Here is a 16,601-nt window from a genome sequence, read left to right as displayed (position 1 = left end):
TATGCGACCACGAACCGCCCCTGTGTCGGCATAACCGGCGGGTAGCCGGAAATAGCGCAAGGCAGGCGACAGATGAGGGTTGGGGTCACTGGCGGGTCGGGATTCATCGGCTCGTACGTTTGCGAAGAACTCGCCCGACGAGGTCACGAGCCGGTGATCTTCGACCACCGCCGCCGCGCGGGCACCCCGCCCTACGAGATCATGCTCGGCGATATCCGCGACGCGACGGCCATGACCGAACTCGCCGCGCATTGCGAGGGCATCATCCATCTCGCCGCGGTACTCGGGACCCAGGAAACGATCAGCAGGCCGCAGCCCGCCGCGGAGACCAATCTCAGTGGCGGACTGAACTTCCTGGAGGCGGTGGCGCAATATGATCTGCCCGGCGTCTACATCTGCGTCGGCAATCACTGGATGAACAACAGCTATTCGATATCCAAGACCGCCGTCGAACGGTTCGTGCACATGTTCAACGCGTATCGCGGCACCAAGGTCGCCAATGTGCGCGTGGTCAACGCCTACGGTCCGCGCCAGACCGCGGCGGCGCCGTTCGGCGCGGGCAAGGTGCGCAAGTTCACCCCCGCGGTGATCTGCCGCGCCCTGTCGGGCTGGCCCGTCGAACTCTACGGCGGCGGCGTGCAGCAGTCGGACATGGTGTGGGTGGGCGACGTTGCGCGCGCACTGGTTTCGGCGCTGGAGACGGCCGAGCGCGGCACGGTGCCCGACGAGGTGGTCGAGGTCGGGCCCGCGACGTCGCAGACGATCAGGTCGGTCGCCGAACTGATCATCGACCAGTGCGTCGAGCTCGGCTATCCCCGCGTCCCGATCGTGAGCCTGCCGATGCGCCCCGGTGAGGAGCCGGGCGCCACGGTGCGCGCCGATCCGTCGACGCTCACCGCCGTCGGCATCGATCCGGAATCGCTGCTGCCGCTGGCCGAAGGCATGCGGCGCACGATCGAGTGGTTCATCGAGACCAGCGGCGAGCACTGGAGCCCGCAGACCGTATCCGTCTCCCTATGTTGAGCCTCACCGTTGTCGTGCCGTGCCTCGACGAGGAGGACAACGTCGACGCGGCCTACCACGCCATCACCGGCGAACTCGGCGGGCACGATCTGGAGATCGTCTTCGTCGACGACGGCAGCACCGACGCGACGCTCGCGCTCGTGCAGCAACTGGCCGCCAACGACCACCGGGTGCACTATCTTTCGTTCGCCCGCCGGTTCGGCTTCGAGGCCGCGTTCGCCGCGGGTTACAAGTACGCGTCGAAGGCGTGGGTCCTGCACATCGACGCGGATCTGCAGAGCCATCCCGCCGAGGCGCACCGGCTCATCGCCGCGGCCGCCGAACGAGTCGACGCGGTATTCGGCGTGCGTGACCAGCGGGCCGATCCGTGGTCGCGCCGTTGGGGTTCGGCGGTTTCCGGCTGGATCGCGCGACGACTGCTCGGTATCGAACTGCCGCAGGGCGCCACCTCGTTTCGGCTGGTGCGCACCGGAATCGCCCGTCGTGTCGTCGAATTGCGGCGTCCGGCACCGTATTTCCTGGCCACCCTGCCCAGGATCACCGACCGCTACGTCACGGTGCGCACCGCGCACCGGGCCCGCCGAGCCGGTACCTCCAAGTTCACCGTCGCCCGGCTGGCCGGGCACGCGCTCGACCTGTACGTCGGGCATTCGACGGCGCCGGCCACCGGCGCGACGATCCTGCTGTGCGCGGGCATGCTCGCCGCGTGCGCGGCACTCGTGCTGTTCGGCGTCATCGGGTCGGCCGCCGCGCTGGCGGTGCTGCTGTTCGCGTACCTGGTCACGCTGCCGAGCGTGGCTCTGCTGCTGCGCTATTCGGCGATGGCCGCCGGTCGCGGCGGACCGGCGCTGTACTACGTCCGCGAATCCGACCTGGCCATCGACGAATCCGATCGGCTGCACCTCGGGCACAACCGGATCGGCGGCGGTGCACGGTGATCGGCACGCTGGTGATCCTCGGCGGCGCGGACGGCGCGGTGTCCACCTATCGCCGGGCACGCGAACTCGGTTACCGCACCATCTGTGTCGACCGCCGCCAGGACGCGGTGGCCAGACCGCTCGCCGACGCGTTCGTGCACGCCAGCATTCGCGATCCGGAGCGCATCGCCGCCGAACTCGCTGCCCGCCAAGACAGTTCACCGGAGACGCGGATCGTCGGGGTGCTGTCACCGGCCAGTGACACCGGTCTATCCGCGCAGCGCGCGCTTGCCATGCGGTGGCGACTACCCGATCCGCCGCCGCTACCGGTGGTGACGGCATCGCAGGACAAATCCGCTTTTCGCGCCGCCTGCGATCGGCTCGGCTTCACCGGATACGGCTACGTCGCAGGCCGTCCCGATCCGGAGTTGTCGACGCGGGCGACCGCCCTGCGCTTTCCGGTGCTGGTGAAACCGCTCGACGCGCAGAGCAGCCGCGGCATCCGGATCTGTGTCACCGCCGCCGAGGTCGCGCTCGCGGCGCGCGGCGCGGCGCACTACGCCAACGACGGAGGGGTGATCGTGGAGGAATTGCTCAGCGGGCGGCACTACAGCGCGGAGGCGTTCGTGGATCGGGGACGGATCGCCTTCGTCGGGGTCAGCGCGCGAACACTCACGGCGGCACCGTATTTCGTGACCACCACGCACCGCGTGCCCGCCGATCTCGACCAGGGCCCGCATCGCGAACTGCGCGCGATGCTCGACGCGGTCGTCGCCGAACTCGGCTACGCGCGTGGGCCGTTGACCATCGATCTGCTCATCGATCCGGACGGCCGGATACATCTGATCGAGATGGGCGCCAGGGTCGGCGGCAACGGCCTCGGCGAGCTGGTCGAGCACGCCTACGGCGTCGACACCGTCGCGGCCGCCATCGCCGCCGCCACCGGCGAACCGGCCGCGGTTACCCCCACCCGGTCGCGCGCCGCGATATCCGAGGTCCTCTACGCCGAACGCGCGGGCGTGCTCACCGGGGTGCACGGGCTCGACGCCGCCGCCGAGGTGCCGGAACTGGTGCAGCTGACCCTGTTCACCGGCGCCGGGCAGCCGGTGCGGCCGTATCACACCGCGGCGAACAAACTCGGCCACTTCGTCGTCGTCGCCGACCGTCCGGATCAGGCCGCCGCTGCCGCCGAGACGGTCCGCGCGACAGTGCGATTCGACCTCACCGGTGCGGCATGAACCCCGCCGTGCGCACCGCGATACTCGCCACGCTCGCGGTGGTCTCGGCGGGCATCGTCTGGCAGGTGTCCGGGCGCGAGCACGACGTCGACAACCTCTGGACGCTGCTTGCCTCGCTCGTCCCCTTCGTCTTCGCGACCGAGACCATCGCGAGCCTGCGGCCGCAGTGGTTCTGGCGCGGCAGGCTGCCCGAACTGGCCGCGCTCGGCGCGTTCGCCGTGGTGTTCTGCTTCCTGGTGCCGAAGATCTTCGCCGCCGCGATGGACAACGACCTCGAACGGCACTACGCCTGGATGCGGCTGCTCGTCCCGCTGCTGATCCTTTCGCTCGCGCTCATGCTCCGGCTCGGCGGCGCACCGCCCGCGACGGCGCGCCGGGTCAGCTACGCGGGCATCCTCGTGATGCTGTCCGGCATCGAGGATCTGGCGTTCCAGCTGCTGCGCGGCGACCCGATCGCCGAGCGGTGGGACTGGGCCGATCACATCACCGTCTTCCTCGGCCATATCGCCGGCCGGACCGAGGCGCTGGTGTTCATCGCCGTCCACCTGCTGATCGCCGCGGCGATCATCGCGGCGCCCGACCGGCTGTGGCATCGCCTCGGCGCGGGCCTGCGCCGGCGCGCACCCGCGCGGCGCCGCTGATGGTGGCTGCCGCCAGCGCGCCGATGACCGTGCCCAGGGCAGGCACGGTCCTGTCGCTGCTCGCGGGGCGCGGGACATTCCGGATCGCCTATCACGCGACGGCCCTTGCGCTGCTGGCGATCTGGGGCACGGAGCGGTTCGCCGTCTACGCCGGCGCCGTCGGTGCGACGGCATGGCTGGCGCTACTGAGTTCGGGGCCGGAGAAGACAGTACTGAAGCTGGTGCCGCGGCTGCCGCGCCTCGCGGGGGCGGTGGTGCGCACCGCGCTGCTGACCGCGAGCGTGCCGGTGCTGCTCGCCGCGGCGGGCACCGCCGCCATGGCCGGTTCGCCCGCGGTGATCTATCCGCTCGCCGCGCTGTGGAGCGCCGGGCTCGGGCTGCTCGGGGTGGCGGTCGCGGTACACCGCGCTACCGGCAGGCCCCTCAGGGACAGCCAGGGGTTCCTGTTGCTCGCGGTCCTGCTGCCCGCGGCGGCGACCGCCGTTGCGTCGTCCGGGTTCTCGCCGGTGGGCGCGGTACTCGCCGCCGCGGTGAGCACACTGGTCGTCGCGGCCTTGTCGATGCGCGGCATCACCGTCGCGGCGGCGCCGCGCACGCCCACCGCCGCGATCGTGCGGTCCGAACTGCTGCTCGGCCTGTACGAGCCGCTCGGTGCGGCGGGCGTCGGCGTGCTCTATGTGGCGCTCGCGGTGAGCGGTCGGCGCGACGGCAGCGCGACGCTCTATCTCGCGCTGCTGGTGTCGAGCGTCATCGGCGCGGGCACGCTGTACCTACTACGCGTCTACCAGCCCGCGTCGTCGGTGCGCCTGCGCGGCGCCGGCGCGCGCACCGGCCGCGCGCTCACGCGCAGGCTGCTGCTCGCCGTATCGATCGCCGGGCTCACCGGCTGCGCGATCGCCGCCGCCCTGTTCCGCAACGGTCCAGCGGTCTCGGGCATCGCGGTTCTCGTGCTGCTGCTCGCCTTCGAGATCCCGCTGCACGCGGCGGTGAGCCTGGCGCTGTTCGTCATGGAGAACACCGGCGACCGTGAACTGATCCTCGCGGCCACCGCCGCCGCAACGCAATTCGCCGCGGTCGCGGTGCTCGCCGCGCTGCTGGTGCCCGCACACGGTCCGCCCGCGGCGCTTTTCGCGCTCGTCGCCTCCTACACCGTGCTCGCGGCATCGACCCTGCCCCGCCTGAGGAGGCGCGCATGAGTTTGCAGACCGAGGTCCTCGATCCGCGCCGCGATCCGGAACCGCCGTGGTGGCAACCACTTCGCGATTCGGCCGGACTCCGCGCGACCTGGGCGTGGGAGACATTGGCCGCCGCGGGGCCGCGGCTCGGCATCGCCGCGGTGCACGACGGCGCCGATCTCGTCGCCATGGCGACGGCGCGATGGCGCCTCGGTGTCGTCCATGTCATCGCGCCGGGCAGTACCGGTCAGCCCGGCTGGTGGGTCGCCGACTCGGCAAGGCAGACCGAACTTTTCGGCGCGCTCGGCCGCGGGCTGCTCGCCCGGTTCCGGTACGCGACGCTCGGCACCCTGTGGCGCGAACTCGACGGCGAGCAGGCCGACGCCTTCACGGGTATCCGGTTGACCCGCGCGGTGCATCCGCTCGCGGTCATGCCGATCGAATGGCCGAACGAGGCGGGCTGGCTGCGCACGCTGACCGCGAATCGGCGAAAGAGCCTGCGCAAGGGCGCACGAGCGCTGGCGCGCGACACCGGCCTCGTCGCGGCGAGCGGACCGGCGAACGAGCTCGACGCCGATCAGCTGATCGGCCTGATCCGCAGGACCGAAGCGAAGTACAACGGCCCTGGGCGCACGCCGCGCATGTCCGACGCGTGGCTGCGCACGCTGCTGGCCGATCCCGAAGTGCGCGCGGTGTACTACCGCGACACCGAGCGAAACCTGGTGGCGGCGTTCACCATCCTCGATCATCCGAGCTGGCCGCTCGCGCACTACTGGGGCGCGCTGCCCGCCACCGAGGGCGGCCGCAAGCACCTGTACTTCGACGGCTTCCGCCGCACCGTCGGGTGGGCGATCGCCGCCGAGAAGCACGGGCTCGTCTGGGGCAAGGGGCTCGACGACGTCAAGGCGCGGCTCGGCTGTCGGCTACTGCCCCGCTACGCCGTCGCGGTGCCGCCGCGATGAGTAGCTGCGATGGTGCCGGAGTGATCGGAATGTGATGGGCGCACACCGTGTTCTCCATATTCTGATCGTGTGAGCACGTCGTTTCCGGAACCGGCACGCGCCGTACGAGACCCACTATCAGCAAGGAGGAGTTCCATGCGTCCGCCGATCGGACGGTATCTCCGGGAGCGCCGCACCGCGGCCGGGCTGACCGTTGCCGAACTGGCCACCAAGGCCGGTGGCGTATCGCCGACGCTCGTAGCGGATTTCGAGGAGGGCGCGCGCCTGCCGGCACCGGATACACTGCACGCGCTGTTCGACGCGCTGTGCGTACCGTTCGCCTACCGCGATCACATCGTCGCGCTCACCAGGCAGAGCCTGTTCATCACCGCGCTCGGCGACGGACCGCAGGTGCCGCAGTCCACGGATCTCGCCTTCCTGGACAACCTTCCGTTCCCCGCCTGGTATCAGAGCGTCCCCTCGTTCGACCTGGTCGCCGCGAACTATGCCTACCGCAGAACATTTCGCGGGCTCGAGCCCGGCGGCAACATACTCCAGTGGACGATGCTCGATCCACGCGCGAAAGACATACTCGGCCAGTGGGATCGCGAGGCGCACCTGATGGTCAACGCCTTCCGGATCATGTCACCGGGGCTGGTCCCGGCCGAACGCTGGGAGGACATCGTGCGCGCGTGCCGTAAGGCGCCCGAGTGGGAGCGGATGTGGAACACCGAGATTCCGCCCGCCGAGGTGGATCGCCCGCCCGCGCTGATCCTCGACCCACTGCGCAAGGGGTTCCGCACCATGTCGATGTCCGTGCTGACCTTCGAATTCCCTTACCGGCCCTGGTGGATGTACACGCTGCAGCCGACGAAATGACCGATCAGGTCAGGTTGCCGTCGTAGCAGAGGCCAACGGTGCGCCAGGTCGGGGCGGGACGCTCGGCGTCGTTGTCGAAGCTCCAGTGCGAGATCGGCGCCGCGGCCTTCCAAAACAGCGCGCCGCGGCCATCGGACATGACCTGGTAGACGTCCTCGGTGCCCTCGATCAGCTGACTGCCGACGCAGTAGTCGTTGTACGCGGTGCCCGGCTGGCGCGCACCGGCGCTGAAGCGGCCGGCGGGAGCGGCGTACGAACCCGGATTCGGCACGGTACTCGGCTGTTTCACCGCGGCGCCGCGGAACCAGTACGGCGCACCGCGATCGTCGGTACCGCAGCGGAAGTTCCAGCCGCCCGCGGTGACCGTCGCCCCCTGGGCGTGGGTGGCGCCCGCCCAGAGGCAGCCCGCGACGGTGCCCGCGCCCGCCGCACCGGCGCCGACGGCGATACCACTCCCGAGCAGCGCGGTAATCGCAAGCAGGGTCAGTGCTTTCGTGTGTTTCGGTCGTAGCATCAGCCACACCAGCTCGCCTGCGGACGGCATACGGTCCAACCGTCGCCGTCGGGGCGCGGCACCCTGGCCCAGGTCGCGGCGCCCGCGCCGCCGCCGAGCCCGGTGTCGGCGGCCTGACGCTGGTTCTGGTCGCGGAAGTAGTCGCGCTGGGCGTCCTGATGCTGCGCTTCCAGCCGCGGATCGTTCTCGCTGTGGTGGAAGCCGAAGGGATCGATGCTGTGCATGCCGGTCTGATCGCGGTCGCCGTCGCTGGTCGAGTATCCGGAGCTGGTCGAGCTGCCGGAGCGCGCCGACGGCTCGGCCGTGGCGACTCCGGCCTCGGCCAGTGCGCCCGCGGTGAGCGCGCCGACGATCAGCGCGAAGGTCCTGGTTTTCGTCCGTACATGTTGTGTCATGGGCGTCATTGCCTCTCTATCTACTGAGTTACATAGTAGATGATCTGACATAAGCCCTACGCTTCCAGTCGGGAATTGCCAGGAAAATATCAGCTAGCGAGGGTTTATAGCGCCAGCTGATAACACTCGCGGCGGCAGTGACCGCCGCCACAATCCGCATTCAGATAGTAAGAACCCTGTCACGTCAGCTCCGTCCAGCCGTCCCACGGCCGCGGCCCTTCGTCGCCGCGAATACACGCCAGCCTGCGCAGCGCCTGGCGCTGATAGCCGGGATGCGTCGCGGCCGCGCACACGGCGAGCGTGGTCATCCGGAACTCCCGGATATCGCGCAGTAGATAGAAGCCGTCCCAGCGCATGACGTCGCGGCCGTAGCCGCGACAGAACTCGGCGTACTGCGCGGCACTGATCCGGGCGAGCGACCAGCACTCGATCGCCGCATGCACCAGATCCCACTCCGGCGGCCCGAACGACATCTGCTCCAGATCGAGCAGGATCGCCGTGCCGTCCTCGGTGACGACGACGCTCCCGCAGCGCGGCGCGCCGTGCACGACCGACCACGGCAACCCGGCGGGCAGCGCCGTCCAGCGACCGCACAGCTCCGCCAAATGCCCACGGAGCCAGTCACGATCGGCCGCACACACCGAATCGGCGGCATCGATGCTCTCCGCGAGCCGGACCAGCGGGGTGAGCGTGCCGAGCGCGAACCCGGTCGGCGGCGGCACCCGATGCAGCCGGGCCAGCGCCACGGCCACCTCGGCGGGCGTGGCGGGCCGATGCGGCGGCGGCTCGCGCCAGAAGGTCACCGCACGACCGTCGACGGTGATCGGCTGGCGCACCTCGGGCACCACCCGCGCCGCATCGACGCCGGCCGATTCCAGCCACCTGGCGACCTCGACCGCATGACGCGCCGCACGCTGCTGTCCCGGCCTGCCGACCCTGGCCAGCACGCCGCCGGGTAGGCGATAGTCGCCGTGACCGTCGCGGATCGGTTGCGCGCCTGTTGCTTCGACACCCGCGGTCGAGCAGGCCGCACGCATTACCGGCCAGCTGCCATTGTTCATCGGCTGCACAGTCATTCGGCACCGCCAAAGCGAATTAGCCACGAAACAATAAAGTTTCATGGTAGCCAACCGAGTGCGGCAATCGCACCGATAAGCTTTCCCGCGCGACCATCTCGGGTCGATCGGAGGCTGCACGCATACTGGTCGACCGGTTCGGACAGCCGATCGACGGATCGGAGTCTTTCGGCTCTTTTCCGTCGTCGATGTCCCTGCGAGAGTGGTGCGCCTGGAAGAACGGAACTGACAAGGAAGTCGGAACATGACGTACCTGTTATGGATCTTCCTGCCCTACAGCGCCTTTCTCTCATTCGTCCTCGGCCACGTGTGGCGATTCCGCCATGACCGATTCCGCGCCGACCCCTACGTGGACGAGGCGCAGCGGCTCGGGCTGATGCTGTTCCGGGCGGGCGTCGGGCTGGTACTCACCACGCGCATCGTCGAAATATTCACCACGGGACCGCATACCAAACCGGAGGGCGCGCCCCACGTCGCGCTGTCCGTCGCCCAGATGATCGCGCTACCGCTCGCGACGATCGGCGCCGGGCTGCTGCTCATCCCGCCGCTGATCGCGGCGGGCCCGCGCCCGGCGGTGACCCCGGTCGACCGCCTGACGCTGCCGGTACTGCTCGCCTGCCTGGCCACGGCCGTCATCATCGAATTCGATCCGAACTCCACCGATATCCACTACCGCACCGCCGAGACGCTGTTCACCTGGTTCCGCTCCCTGCTCGTGCTGCATCCGAACAAGGAGGCCATGCGGGACGCGCCGTTCATCTATCAGGCCCGCGCGCTGATCCTGCTGCTACTCATCGGAATCTGGCCCTACACCCGCCTGGCAGGCACCTTCGCGGTGCCCGCGCTGCGGCTGCTTCGCCGCTCCCTGATGCCGCGGGCGGCCCGCCCCCGCCTGCTCCCCTCGGCGTGACCAGCGCCTGGCCCGTACCGGTTTCGTTGATCAGCTCCTGAAACATACTGCCGGACAGTACGATCAAGGGTTACCCGAGTCTGACGATGGCGATACCGACGGTCCCGCTTCGCACCTGACGGCAGGCACTTCGGCGTCATCCGATGCCTCGCCTTGTCGAGAGGCTGGAAACGTCATGAGCAGCAAGCAATTACGCAACTGGACAGCTCGATCCGCAGCACTCGCCGCCATCGCCGCGGCGGGCGTGGCGATGGCGGCGCCCGCACCGGCGGCGCCACTATGGCCGGGCGGCCCGGACATTCCCGGTCTGCCCGCCATCATCCCGCCGCCACCGCCGCCACCCGCACCGATCGCGCCGTGTTCGGCGAAAGCGCGGTTCTGCCTACGCCTGTCCACCAATGAGGGCTGGCTGATGGAAGACGGCAAGGCGACTTATGGCCCCACCCCGATCTCGCACGGCAGGCCCGGTTACGAAACACCGCCCGGCAATTTCCGCGTCGCGTTCAAACGCGAAGACCACTGGAGCACACTGCACAACGTCCCGATGAAATGGGCCGTCTTCTTCAACGGCGATATCGCCACCCACATCGGCCCCATCGAGGAACAATCCCACGGCTGTATCAGGATGACCCCCGAGGGCGCCGAGCGGACCTTCCACCACCTGTCCCCCGGCGACGTGGTGGAAGTCGTCGTCTGATCGGCGAATTCCGATCAGCGCGGCCGGACTTCGGCACCGCGCCGATAGCTGGAACGTGCCCGGTCGTGCGCCGTGCGCAGTAGGTCGCGAAGCACCTCGCCGGTGCGTGGCCCCGGATTCACCACGGCAAGCCAGCCCGCGCCGCCGTAGACGGGATGCGCGATAACGGCGTCGGCGGTGCCCGCATCCACCTCGTCGGCCGCCTGCTCGCGCGGCGCGCGGCCGAGCCGTTCGACGAACGCCTCCTTGCCCGCGGCGATGTTCACGCGGAAGGTGTCCGGCCGGTCCAGGCGTGAGCTCCGGTCGTCGGGATAGTCCTTCGTCACGATGGTGGCGAAGGGTTGCCGCGTGGTCGGGACGACACCGTCGGGTGCGTAGTAGAAGAACGCGTCGCCCCAGCTGATCTCCGGCGAGCCGTCACCGGGCGCCGGGCGCAAGGTGAGCACGCCGTCGAGTCCCGCGATCAAGTCGATGATTTCCTCTATCGTCATAGATTCCAGCGTCTCATTCAAGTGCTTGTGTGGACTTGAGCCGGATCTACCAGGAGATCTTCGTGAAAAACCTCAAGTCGCGGGTGAAGCGCACGGTGGATATCGCACGCGCCGCCGGGTACTCCGTGCAGCAGGTGCGCAACCTGGAACGCGACGGTGTACTGCCCCCGGCGACCCGCACCGCCACCGGCCACCGGAGCTATGGCGAGATCCACCTGCACTCGGCGCTCGCCTACCGGGCGCTCGCCGCGGGCACCGGCCCCACCGAGGCCAAGCGGATCCTGCGTACTGTCCACACCGGCGCGATCGACGAAGCACTCGCCATGCTCGACGCGGTACACGCCCGCCTGCACACCGAACGCGTCGAACTCCGGCACGCCCAACGGGCCGCCGACGCCATCTCCGCCGAGCCGATCGAGGCCGTGCACAGCGCCGATGCGATGACCATCGCCGAACTCGCCGAGGCGCTCGGCGTCCGGCCGTCGACCCTGCGGCACTGGGATATCGAAGGACTCGTCCGCCCCGAACGCACCGCCCAGGGAGCGCGCCGCTACACACCGACCCAGGTCCGCGACGTCCGCATCGTCCATCAACTCCGCAAAGCGGGATATCGAATCGAGCATTTGCGCACGGTAATTCCGCAGTTGCGGCACGCGGACGGCGCCGGGGACCTCCACTCCGCACTGGCGGCCCGCGACGCGAACATCACCGCCCGCGCCGGCGCACTACTCGACGGCGCCGCGGCACTCAGCGCCGTGGTCGGCGCGGCCGACGCCCGATCACCTGATCCGAGTCTCCTCGGCCGAACCCGAGCCGTCGCTATCCGCGCAGCGTGATCTGCACCCGGTTGTCGTGGAAGACCGCGCCGCCGCCGAAGTCCGAGTCGCGTTCGGCGATGGTGATATTGGCGGTGGCGCCGTTGTTGTGCTTGGCCCAGCGGCCCTTGGGGGTGGCGGCGACGCCGGGGCGGACGCGGTCGGACACCTCGGCGAAGGCCTCGAAGCTGCCGCGCGCGTTGGATACGAGGATCGGCGCCCCATCGGCGATGCCGCGGGCGGCGGCGTCCTCGGGGTGGATGGCGATCTTGGATTCCCCTGCGCGGCGGCGCAATTCGGGGTTGGCACCGAAGGTGCTGTTCAGGAAGTAGTGCGAGGCGGCCGAAATCAGCACCAGGCCGTCGCCGGGATCGGCGGGCGGGGTGTAGGTAGGCAGCGGATCGTGGCCATCCGCGGCGGCGCGCGCCGAGACGAATTCCAGTTTGCCCGCGGGCACCGGCCCCGGCTCGACCTTGAGGAACCCCTCGGCCCGCAGGCGGTCGATGTCGTGGCCCTTCAGCAGCTGCCTGGCCAGTTCCTCGTCCGAGTCGTACAGCGCGGGCTCGGTCAACCCCATGCGCTGGGCGAGCCGGCGGAAAGTCTCTGTGGTGGACAGGCATTCACCGGGTGGCGCGACCGCGGGTTCGTTCCACACCAGATACAGATGGCCGTAGCCCGCGATCACGTCGAGGTGTTCGGGCTGCATGGTGGCGGGTAGCACGATATCGGCGTAGTCGACGGTATCGGTCGGGAAGTGTTCCAGCACAACGGTGAACAGGTCTTCCCTGGACAGGCCCTCGATCACCTTCGACTGGTCCGGATTCGAGCCGACCGGGTTGGCCGCGATCACGAACAGCGCATGCACCGGCGGATCGTCGGTGGTCAGCAGCGCCTCGCCCATTCTGGTCATGGACAGCGTGCGCACCGGATGCGGCAGCAGATCCATCCGCTGCAACTCGGCATCATCGAGCCGGTAGTGCCCGCTGGTCGAATAGTGCAGTCCACCACCGGGAATCGCCCAGTCGCCGGTGACGCCGGGCAGGCAGGCGAGCACGCGCAACGCCATTCCCCCGCCCGCGTGCCGCTGCATGCCCTGCGACGCGCGAATGGCGGTCGGCCTGGTGGTGGCGATCCGCTCACCCAGCGCGACGATCTGCTCGACCGGCAGCCCGGTGATCCCGGCCACCCGCTCCGGGGTGAATTCCGCGATCCGGTCCCGGAATTCGGGCCAGCCGACGGTCTGCTCGGCGATGAACTCGGTGTCCTCCGCACCGAGGCCGACGATGACGTTGAGCAGCCCCATCGCGAGCGCGGCGTCGGTGCCGGGCAGCGGCGCGAGATGTTCGTCACAGCGCTCGGCGGTGCGACTGCGCACCGGATCGATGGCCACCGTGTACGCGCCGCTGTCCTGGATGAACTTCCACAGGTGATGTCCGGAGGTCAGCGGATTGGTACCCCACAGGATGATCAGCTTCGACTTGGCGAAATCCTCCGGATCCATCCCGCCCGCGGTGCCGAGCGTGTAGCGCAGCCCCGTGGTGCCCGCGATGGAGCAGATCGTCACCTCGTGCAGGCTGGCCCCGAGCGAGTTGAACAGCCGCCGCCCGGCATAGCCCTCCTGCCCCTGGATGTATCCGAGGCTGCCGGTGCCGTGGAACGGCCAGATCGCCTCACCGCCGTGTTCGGCGATGACACCGGTGAGCCGCTCGGCGATCTCGTCGAGCGCCTCGTCCCAGCTGATCCGCTCGAATTTCCCCTCGCCCTTGCGCCCGACCCTGCGCATCGGATAGCGGATCCGATCCGGTGAGTCGAGCTGTTCGAGATACCTGTTCACCTTCACGCACAGTGCGCCCCTGGTGACCGGATGCTCCTTGTTGCCGCGCAACTGCACGGCGGCGCCGTCGCTCACGGTCACTACCCACGAGCAGGCGTCGGGGCAGTCGAGTGGGCACGCGCCGAGAACCTTCATGATCACGATCCTAGAACCGGGATTCACCCGGCGTGTTCGGCCTGCGACATGCAGGACACGGTTGCCGCCCGGTATGAGGTTAGGCGATGCTTATATGTGACCGACTTGTTCTGTGGCGCTGACGGCTCCAGCACAGGCGCAGCCGAAGTGCCTGCCCGAAGGGAGGCGGTCATGACCACGAAGAGCAACGCGCGTGATCCGTTCGATTGGACTCGGTTGCCTGCCCGTAATGCGATGTGGTGGCTCGTGATCGGCGTGGTGGCGATGCTGTGGTGGGCGGCATTGTTCCCGATGGTCTCGGTGCCGCTCGCCATCGCGGTAACGGTCGGTGTGCTCGTCGGCTGGCTGTGGGGCGCCGTGATCGTGGGGGTTCTCCTTGCGACGCTGACGCTCTGGCGCGCGGTACTGCCGAAGATGTTCGACCGATGGGTATCTCGGCGCGCGCGGACCAGGTTCCTGCCCTGGTGGCGCTACAGCCGCCGCTGGGCCCGGCTGCTCGGCGCCTGCCACCTGATCATCACCATCGACGGCGACGCCGAGGTGCCGCGGCGGCTGAACGTGGAGATCGGGCGCGCGGCGGATCGGGTGCAGGTGCGCATGCTGGCCGGGCAGTGCCCCGCCGATTGGGAGAACCGCACCACCTACCTGGCGCGCGCGTTCGGCGCGCAGGAGTGCCACGCCACCATCATCGGCCCCGCCGTCGTGGAATTGACCTTCCTGCAGACGGATTCGCGCGCCGAGCCGAACCCCCTGCCCGCCACGGAGGTCGGGCACCGGCTGCGGCAAGGGGCCGTCTGACCTGCTTCGCCTACTGCACCGCCGCCAGATGGGCGGCGATGAGCTTCAGCACGTCCGGCGATCGGACGATGCCGAAATGATCCGCGCCGTCGATCAACTCGACGCTGGATCCCGGCCAGCTCGCATGGATCACCTCGGCATTGTCCGGCGTCACGTAATCGTCCTTCGCGCCGTGGACGATCAGGCCGGGCACATCGATCTCCGCGGCGACCTCCGACGGCGAGAACTCCGACCACACCTGTGCGCCGAGCCGGTGCTCGATCTCCGCGCGCAGCTCTTCGAGCTGACCGTCGGCCATCGGATAGAAATCGGCCATCTTGTCGACGATGAACCGCATGGACGCGGGCGCCGAGATCGCGACGAACGCCCGCGCGCGCAAGCCGTGATGCCACGCGCCCACCGACCACATGGCGCCGAGTGAATGCCCGACCACCGCGCGCAGCTCGGGGAACTGGGCGGCGATCGCGCGAATCACCTCGCGCACCTCGATCGGATCGGTGGACGTGCCGAGCGCCTCGCCGTGCGCGGGCGCGTCGAAAAGCACCACCTGATAGTTCGATTCGAGCAGGCTGTCGGCGATCGCCGCCATACTGCCGAGGTTGCTGCGGATACCGTGCACGAGCAGTACCGTCGGGCCGCTACCGCTCTGGTAGTACTTGAAGAACTTCCCGCCGACCTCGACGGTGTGCGATTGGCATCGGTTCAGGAAATCCTTGGTGGCCGGATCATGGGGAAGTTTGGCGATCCGGAACCACTCCTGTACGAGATAGCTCGTTTCGACGGTACGGCTCATACTGCGGGTCCTTCGCTGTACAGCGCGTCGAGCATCGCCTTGGCGTGGCTCGGGAGCACGAACTCCCCATCCTTCTCGATCTGCTCGTACACGCGCTCGACGCGCTCGTAATGGTCATCGAGGTTCTGGTCCAAAAGGTGGTACTCGGACTTGTTATACACACCGAACTGGAGATCTGTCATCAGTCCGAACGGATTGATGTTCTCGTTGTGCCTGCTGCCGAACACCAGCCGCAGGAACTCGTCGATGTTCTCGTAACCCAGTGTGGCGAGCAGGAATTCGAGCGAGGCGCGCTTGCGCCTGATCTGGTAGTTCCGCTCGTCCGGATCGACGATGAAGTCGAGGCCGCCGGTCATGCCCGGCGGGTAGTGCACCTTGTTGAAGCAGCGGAAGTCGATGGTCAGCCGGTCCTTCGGCGAACTCGGCAGCGTACCGTCGCCGTGCGCGCGGTAGTTGTCGAACACCAGCGCGTCACCGACCCTGGAGTCGCAGTAGTAGCCGGGTGACGGTGTCTCGGCGTAGCGCTTGGACCAGTACTTCGCCATCAGGAAGTCGCGCACGGTCGGCAGGTCGATCTCGGACAGCTTGCCCTCGAGGAACAGGTACAGCGCCTTGTCGACCGCGGCCTTCTCCGCGGCGTCCAGGCCGTATTCGAGCATCTTCTCGTAGACGAACTGCAGGTTCGGCGCCTCGACCTCGGCCTCTTCGAAGATCACGAAGGGCTGCCGGTCCAGCGGCGTCGGGGTCAGCGCGGTGTGGAAGCTGCGGTACTCGGTCGGGAATCCGAGCTGCTTCTTCACCAGCGACGGGATCTGCAGCGCGATACCGCTTGCCGCGTGCGTGCCATAGGACCGCTTGTTCGCGGTGACCACGAAGGCGTTCACCACCGCCGTCTCCACCTCGGGGAAGTGGTCGTAGACGATGTCCTGGTTCAGGTCGTAGAAGCGCTTGGCCGAGGGGATGAACAGCACGCAGTTCTCGAACATGGTCGACAACGGGAAGTAGTTGCCGATCGATGCTTCCGCGAAACTCTCCTGAATGACTGCCTGACACCGCAATTGGCGCGCCAGATGGTCCGCGAGGTCGTCGTCGAGGTTCATCCGCTGCACCACCGTCGGCGTGGTCTCGGGATAGAAGCAGCTCGGGTTGAGCGCGCGGTTCGGCGGCAGCCGCAGTGCCACGTCGGCGGCGCTCACCGGATACTTGTCCAGCACGGGCATGAGCTTGTCGGCGTGCGCGCCCGCGGAGGAGTGCAGGAAGGTACCGGACTGCTGGTAGGTGCCCGTCACCGCCGGTTCGGCGGCCGGGGTCAATGTGTCGCTCATTGCG

The 16,601-nt window shown here is 68.6% G+C and carries 18 protein-coding genes; 11 read left to right on the top strand and 7 right to left on the bottom strand.

The features are described 5' to 3' along the window. Positions 1-72: 72 nt before the first annotated feature. The 7 genes from ACIG5A_RS35155 to ACIG5A_RS35125 all read left to right on the top strand — a co-directional run bounded on the left by ACIG5A_RS35155 (position 73) and on the right by ACIG5A_RS35125 (position 6,814). Positions 73-1,023 carry an NAD-dependent epimerase/dehydratase family protein gene (locus ACIG5A_RS35155; protein ID WP_397248219.1) on the top strand — a complete coding sequence of 317 codons (951 nt, stop codon included), beginning with the start codon at positions 73-75 and terminating at the stop codon, positions 1,021-1,023. After that, entirely contained in the window at positions 1,017-1,961 is a 945-nt protein-coding gene (locus ACIG5A_RS35150; RefSeq protein WP_397248217.1) for a glycosyltransferase family 2 protein, read from the top strand. Before ACIG5A_RS35155 ends, ACIG5A_RS35150 begins: the two co-directional genes overlap by 7 nt. Continuing rightward, the gene (locus tag ACIG5A_RS35145) at positions 1,958-3,178 is read left to right on the top strand and encodes an ATP-grasp domain-containing protein (RefSeq protein ID WP_397248215.1); all 1,221 of its coding nucleotides are present in this window, start codon (positions 1,958-1,960) and stop codon (positions 3,176-3,178) included. Before ACIG5A_RS35150 ends, ACIG5A_RS35145 begins: the two co-directional genes overlap by 4 nt. After that, positions 3,175-3,819: a hypothetical protein gene (locus ACIG5A_RS35140; protein ID WP_397248213.1), complete on the top strand. Its 645-nt coding sequence runs from the start codon at positions 3,175-3,177 to the stop codon at positions 3,817-3,819. Before ACIG5A_RS35145 ends, ACIG5A_RS35140 begins: the two co-directional genes overlap by 4 nt. Further along, positions 3,819-5,015, top strand: coding sequence for a hypothetical protein (locus tag ACIG5A_RS35135; RefSeq protein WP_397248211.1), 1,197 nt, complete (start codon positions 3,819-3,821; stop codon positions 5,013-5,015). Before ACIG5A_RS35140 ends, ACIG5A_RS35135 begins: the two co-directional genes overlap by 1 nt. Continuing rightward, positions 5,012-5,956, top strand: a complete 945-nt coding sequence (locus ACIG5A_RS35130; RefSeq protein WP_397248209.1) for a hypothetical protein — start codon at positions 5,012-5,014, stop codon at positions 5,954-5,956. The genes ACIG5A_RS35135 and ACIG5A_RS35130 overlap by 4 nt, the downstream gene beginning before the upstream one ends. A 135-nt stretch (positions 5,957-6,091) precedes the next feature. Further along, a complete protein-coding gene (locus ACIG5A_RS35125) occupies positions 6,092-6,814 on the top strand; it encodes a helix-turn-helix domain-containing protein (RefSeq protein WP_397248207.1) in 723 nt (240 codons plus the stop codon). A 4-nt stretch (positions 6,815-6,818) separates the two neighbouring features. On the opposite strand, the gene ACIG5A_RS35120 is transcribed toward ACIG5A_RS35125, so the two are convergent. The 3 genes from ACIG5A_RS35120 to ACIG5A_RS35110 form a co-directional block, all read right to left on the bottom strand. Beyond that, positions 6,819-7,328 carry a hypothetical protein gene (locus tag ACIG5A_RS35120; protein ID WP_397248205.1) on the bottom strand — a complete coding sequence of 170 codons (510 nt, stop codon included), beginning with the start codon at positions 7,326-7,328 and terminating at the stop codon, positions 6,819-6,821. Further along, on the bottom strand, positions 7,328-7,723 hold the full coding sequence (locus ACIG5A_RS35115) for a hypothetical protein (RefSeq protein WP_397248203.1): 396 nt from the start codon (positions 7,721-7,723) through the stop codon (positions 7,328-7,330). The genes ACIG5A_RS35120 and ACIG5A_RS35115 overlap by 1 nt, the downstream gene beginning before the upstream one ends. A gap of 179 nt (positions 7,724-7,902) precedes the next feature. Further along, positions 7,903-8,784, bottom strand: coding sequence for a phosphotransferase (locus ACIG5A_RS35110; protein WP_397248201.1), 882 nt, complete (start codon positions 8,782-8,784; stop codon positions 7,903-7,905). A gap of 259 nt (positions 8,785-9,043) precedes the next feature. On the opposite strand from ACIG5A_RS35110, the gene ACIG5A_RS35105 reads away from it, so the two are divergent. Both ACIG5A_RS35105 and ACIG5A_RS35100 read left to right on the top strand, forming a co-directional pair. Next, positions 9,044-9,709 (top strand): respiratory nitrate reductase subunit gamma, encoded by a 666-nt coding sequence (locus tag ACIG5A_RS35105; RefSeq protein ID WP_397248199.1) that lies wholly within the window; start codon positions 9,044-9,046, stop codon positions 9,707-9,709. Positions 9,710-9,884: 175 nt separating this feature from the next. After that, positions 9,885-10,406, top strand: coding sequence for a L,D-transpeptidase (locus tag ACIG5A_RS35100; protein WP_397248197.1), 522 nt, complete (start codon positions 9,885-9,887; stop codon positions 10,404-10,406). A gap of 14 nt (positions 10,407-10,420) precedes the next feature. On the opposite strand, the gene ACIG5A_RS35095 is transcribed toward ACIG5A_RS35100, so the two are convergent. Beyond that, positions 10,421-10,897 (bottom strand): DUF6194 family protein, encoded by a 477-nt coding sequence (locus ACIG5A_RS35095; RefSeq protein ID WP_397248195.1) that lies wholly within the window; start codon positions 10,895-10,897, stop codon positions 10,421-10,423. Between the two features lie 62 nt (positions 10,898-10,959). Here ACIG5A_RS35095 and ACIG5A_RS35090 point away from each other — a divergent pair, with 62 nt between their 5' ends. Further along, positions 10,960-11,733 carry a MerR family transcriptional regulator gene (locus tag ACIG5A_RS35090; protein ID WP_397249405.1) on the top strand — a complete coding sequence of 258 codons (774 nt, stop codon included), beginning with the start codon at positions 10,960-10,962 and terminating at the stop codon, positions 11,731-11,733. Here the strand turns inward: ACIG5A_RS35090 and ACIG5A_RS35085 are convergent. Beyond that, positions 11,717-13,681: a molybdopterin-dependent oxidoreductase gene (locus ACIG5A_RS35085; RefSeq protein ID WP_397248193.1), complete on the bottom strand. Its 1,965-nt coding sequence runs from the start codon at positions 13,679-13,681 to the stop codon at positions 11,717-11,719. The two genes, ACIG5A_RS35090 and ACIG5A_RS35085, sit on opposite strands and share 17 nt — an antisense overlap. Positions 13,682-13,852: 171 nt before the next feature. Between ACIG5A_RS35085 and ACIG5A_RS35080 the strand changes: the two genes are divergently transcribed. Beyond that, a complete protein-coding gene (locus ACIG5A_RS35080; RefSeq protein ID WP_397248191.1) occupies positions 13,853-14,479 on the top strand; it encodes a hypothetical protein in 627 nt (208 codons plus the stop codon). Positions 14,480-14,489: 10 nt separating this feature from the next. On the opposite strand, the gene ACIG5A_RS35075 is transcribed toward ACIG5A_RS35080, so the two are convergent. Further along, a complete protein-coding gene (locus ACIG5A_RS35075) occupies positions 14,490-15,272 on the bottom strand; it encodes an alpha/beta fold hydrolase (protein WP_397248189.1) in 783 nt (260 codons plus the stop codon). Continuing rightward, a complete protein-coding gene (locus ACIG5A_RS35070; RefSeq protein WP_397248187.1) occupies positions 15,269-16,597 on the bottom strand; it encodes a hypothetical protein in 1,329 nt (442 codons plus the stop codon). The genes ACIG5A_RS35075 and ACIG5A_RS35070 overlap by 4 nt, the downstream gene beginning before the upstream one ends. Positions 16,598-16,601: the final 4 nt, after the last annotated feature.

This window comes from Nocardia sp. NPDC052566 (assembly GCF_044547285.1).
Taxonomy (GTDB): Bacteria; Actinomycetota; Actinomycetes; order Mycobacteriales; family Mycobacteriaceae; genus Nocardia.
Note: the sequence above shows the minus strand (reverse complement) of the source record. Positions and strands in the feature narration are given on the sequence as shown.

Excerpts from the sequence above, each read along its gene's own strand:
- ACIG5A_RS35155 (WP_397248219.1), top strand. The coding sequence starts at position 73 with ATGAGGGTTGGGGTCACTGGCGGGTCGGGATTCATCGGCTCGTACGTT.
- ACIG5A_RS35150 (WP_397248217.1), top strand. The coding sequence starts at position 1,017 with ATGTTGAGCCTCACCGTTGTCGTGCCGTGCCTCGACGAGGAGGACAAC.
- ACIG5A_RS35140 (WP_397248213.1), top strand. The coding sequence starts at position 3,175 with ATGAACCCCGCCGTGCGCACCGCGATACTCGCCACGCTCGCGGTGGTC.
- ACIG5A_RS35135 (WP_397248211.1), top strand. The coding sequence starts at position 3,819 with ATGGTGGCTGCCGCCAGCGCGCCGATGACCGTGCCCAGGGCAGGCACG.
- ACIG5A_RS35130 (WP_397248209.1), top strand. The coding sequence starts at position 5,012 with ATGAGTTTGCAGACCGAGGTCCTCGATCCGCGCCGCGATCCGGAACCG.
- ACIG5A_RS35125 (WP_397248207.1), top strand. The coding sequence starts at position 6,092 with ATGCGTCCGCCGATCGGACGGTATCTCCGGGAGCGCCGCACCGCGGCC.
- ACIG5A_RS35120 (WP_397248205.1), bottom strand. The coding sequence starts at position 7,328 with ATGCTACGACCGAAACACACGAAAGCACTGACCCTGCTTGCGATTACC.
- ACIG5A_RS35115 (WP_397248203.1), bottom strand. The coding sequence starts at position 7,723 with ATGACACAACATGTACGGACGAAAACCAGGACCTTCGCGCTGATCGTC.
- ACIG5A_RS35110 (WP_397248201.1), bottom strand. The coding sequence starts at position 8,784 with ATGAACAATGGCAGCTGGCCGGTAATGCGTGCGGCCTGCTCGACCGCG.
- ACIG5A_RS35105 (WP_397248199.1), top strand. The coding sequence starts at position 9,044 with ATGACGTACCTGTTATGGATCTTCCTGCCCTACAGCGCCTTTCTCTCA.
- ACIG5A_RS35100 (WP_397248197.1), top strand. The coding sequence starts at position 9,885 with ATGAGCAGCAAGCAATTACGCAACTGGACAGCTCGATCCGCAGCACTC.
- ACIG5A_RS35095 (WP_397248195.1), bottom strand. The coding sequence starts at position 10,897 with ATGACGATAGAGGAAATCATCGACTTGATCGCGGGACTCGACGGCGTG.
- ACIG5A_RS35085 (WP_397248193.1), bottom strand. The coding sequence starts at position 13,681 with ATGAAGGTTCTCGGCGCGTGCCCACTCGACTGCCCCGACGCCTGCTCG.
- ACIG5A_RS35080 (WP_397248191.1), top strand. The coding sequence starts at position 13,853 with ATGACCACGAAGAGCAACGCGCGTGATCCGTTCGATTGGACTCGGTTG.
- ACIG5A_RS35075 (WP_397248189.1), bottom strand. The coding sequence starts at position 15,272 with ATGAGCCGTACCGTCGAAACGAGCTATCTCGTACAGGAGTGGTTCCGG.
- ACIG5A_RS35070 (WP_397248187.1), bottom strand. The coding sequence starts at position 16,597 with ATGAGCGACACATTGACCCCGGCCGCCGAACCGGCGGTGACGGGCACC.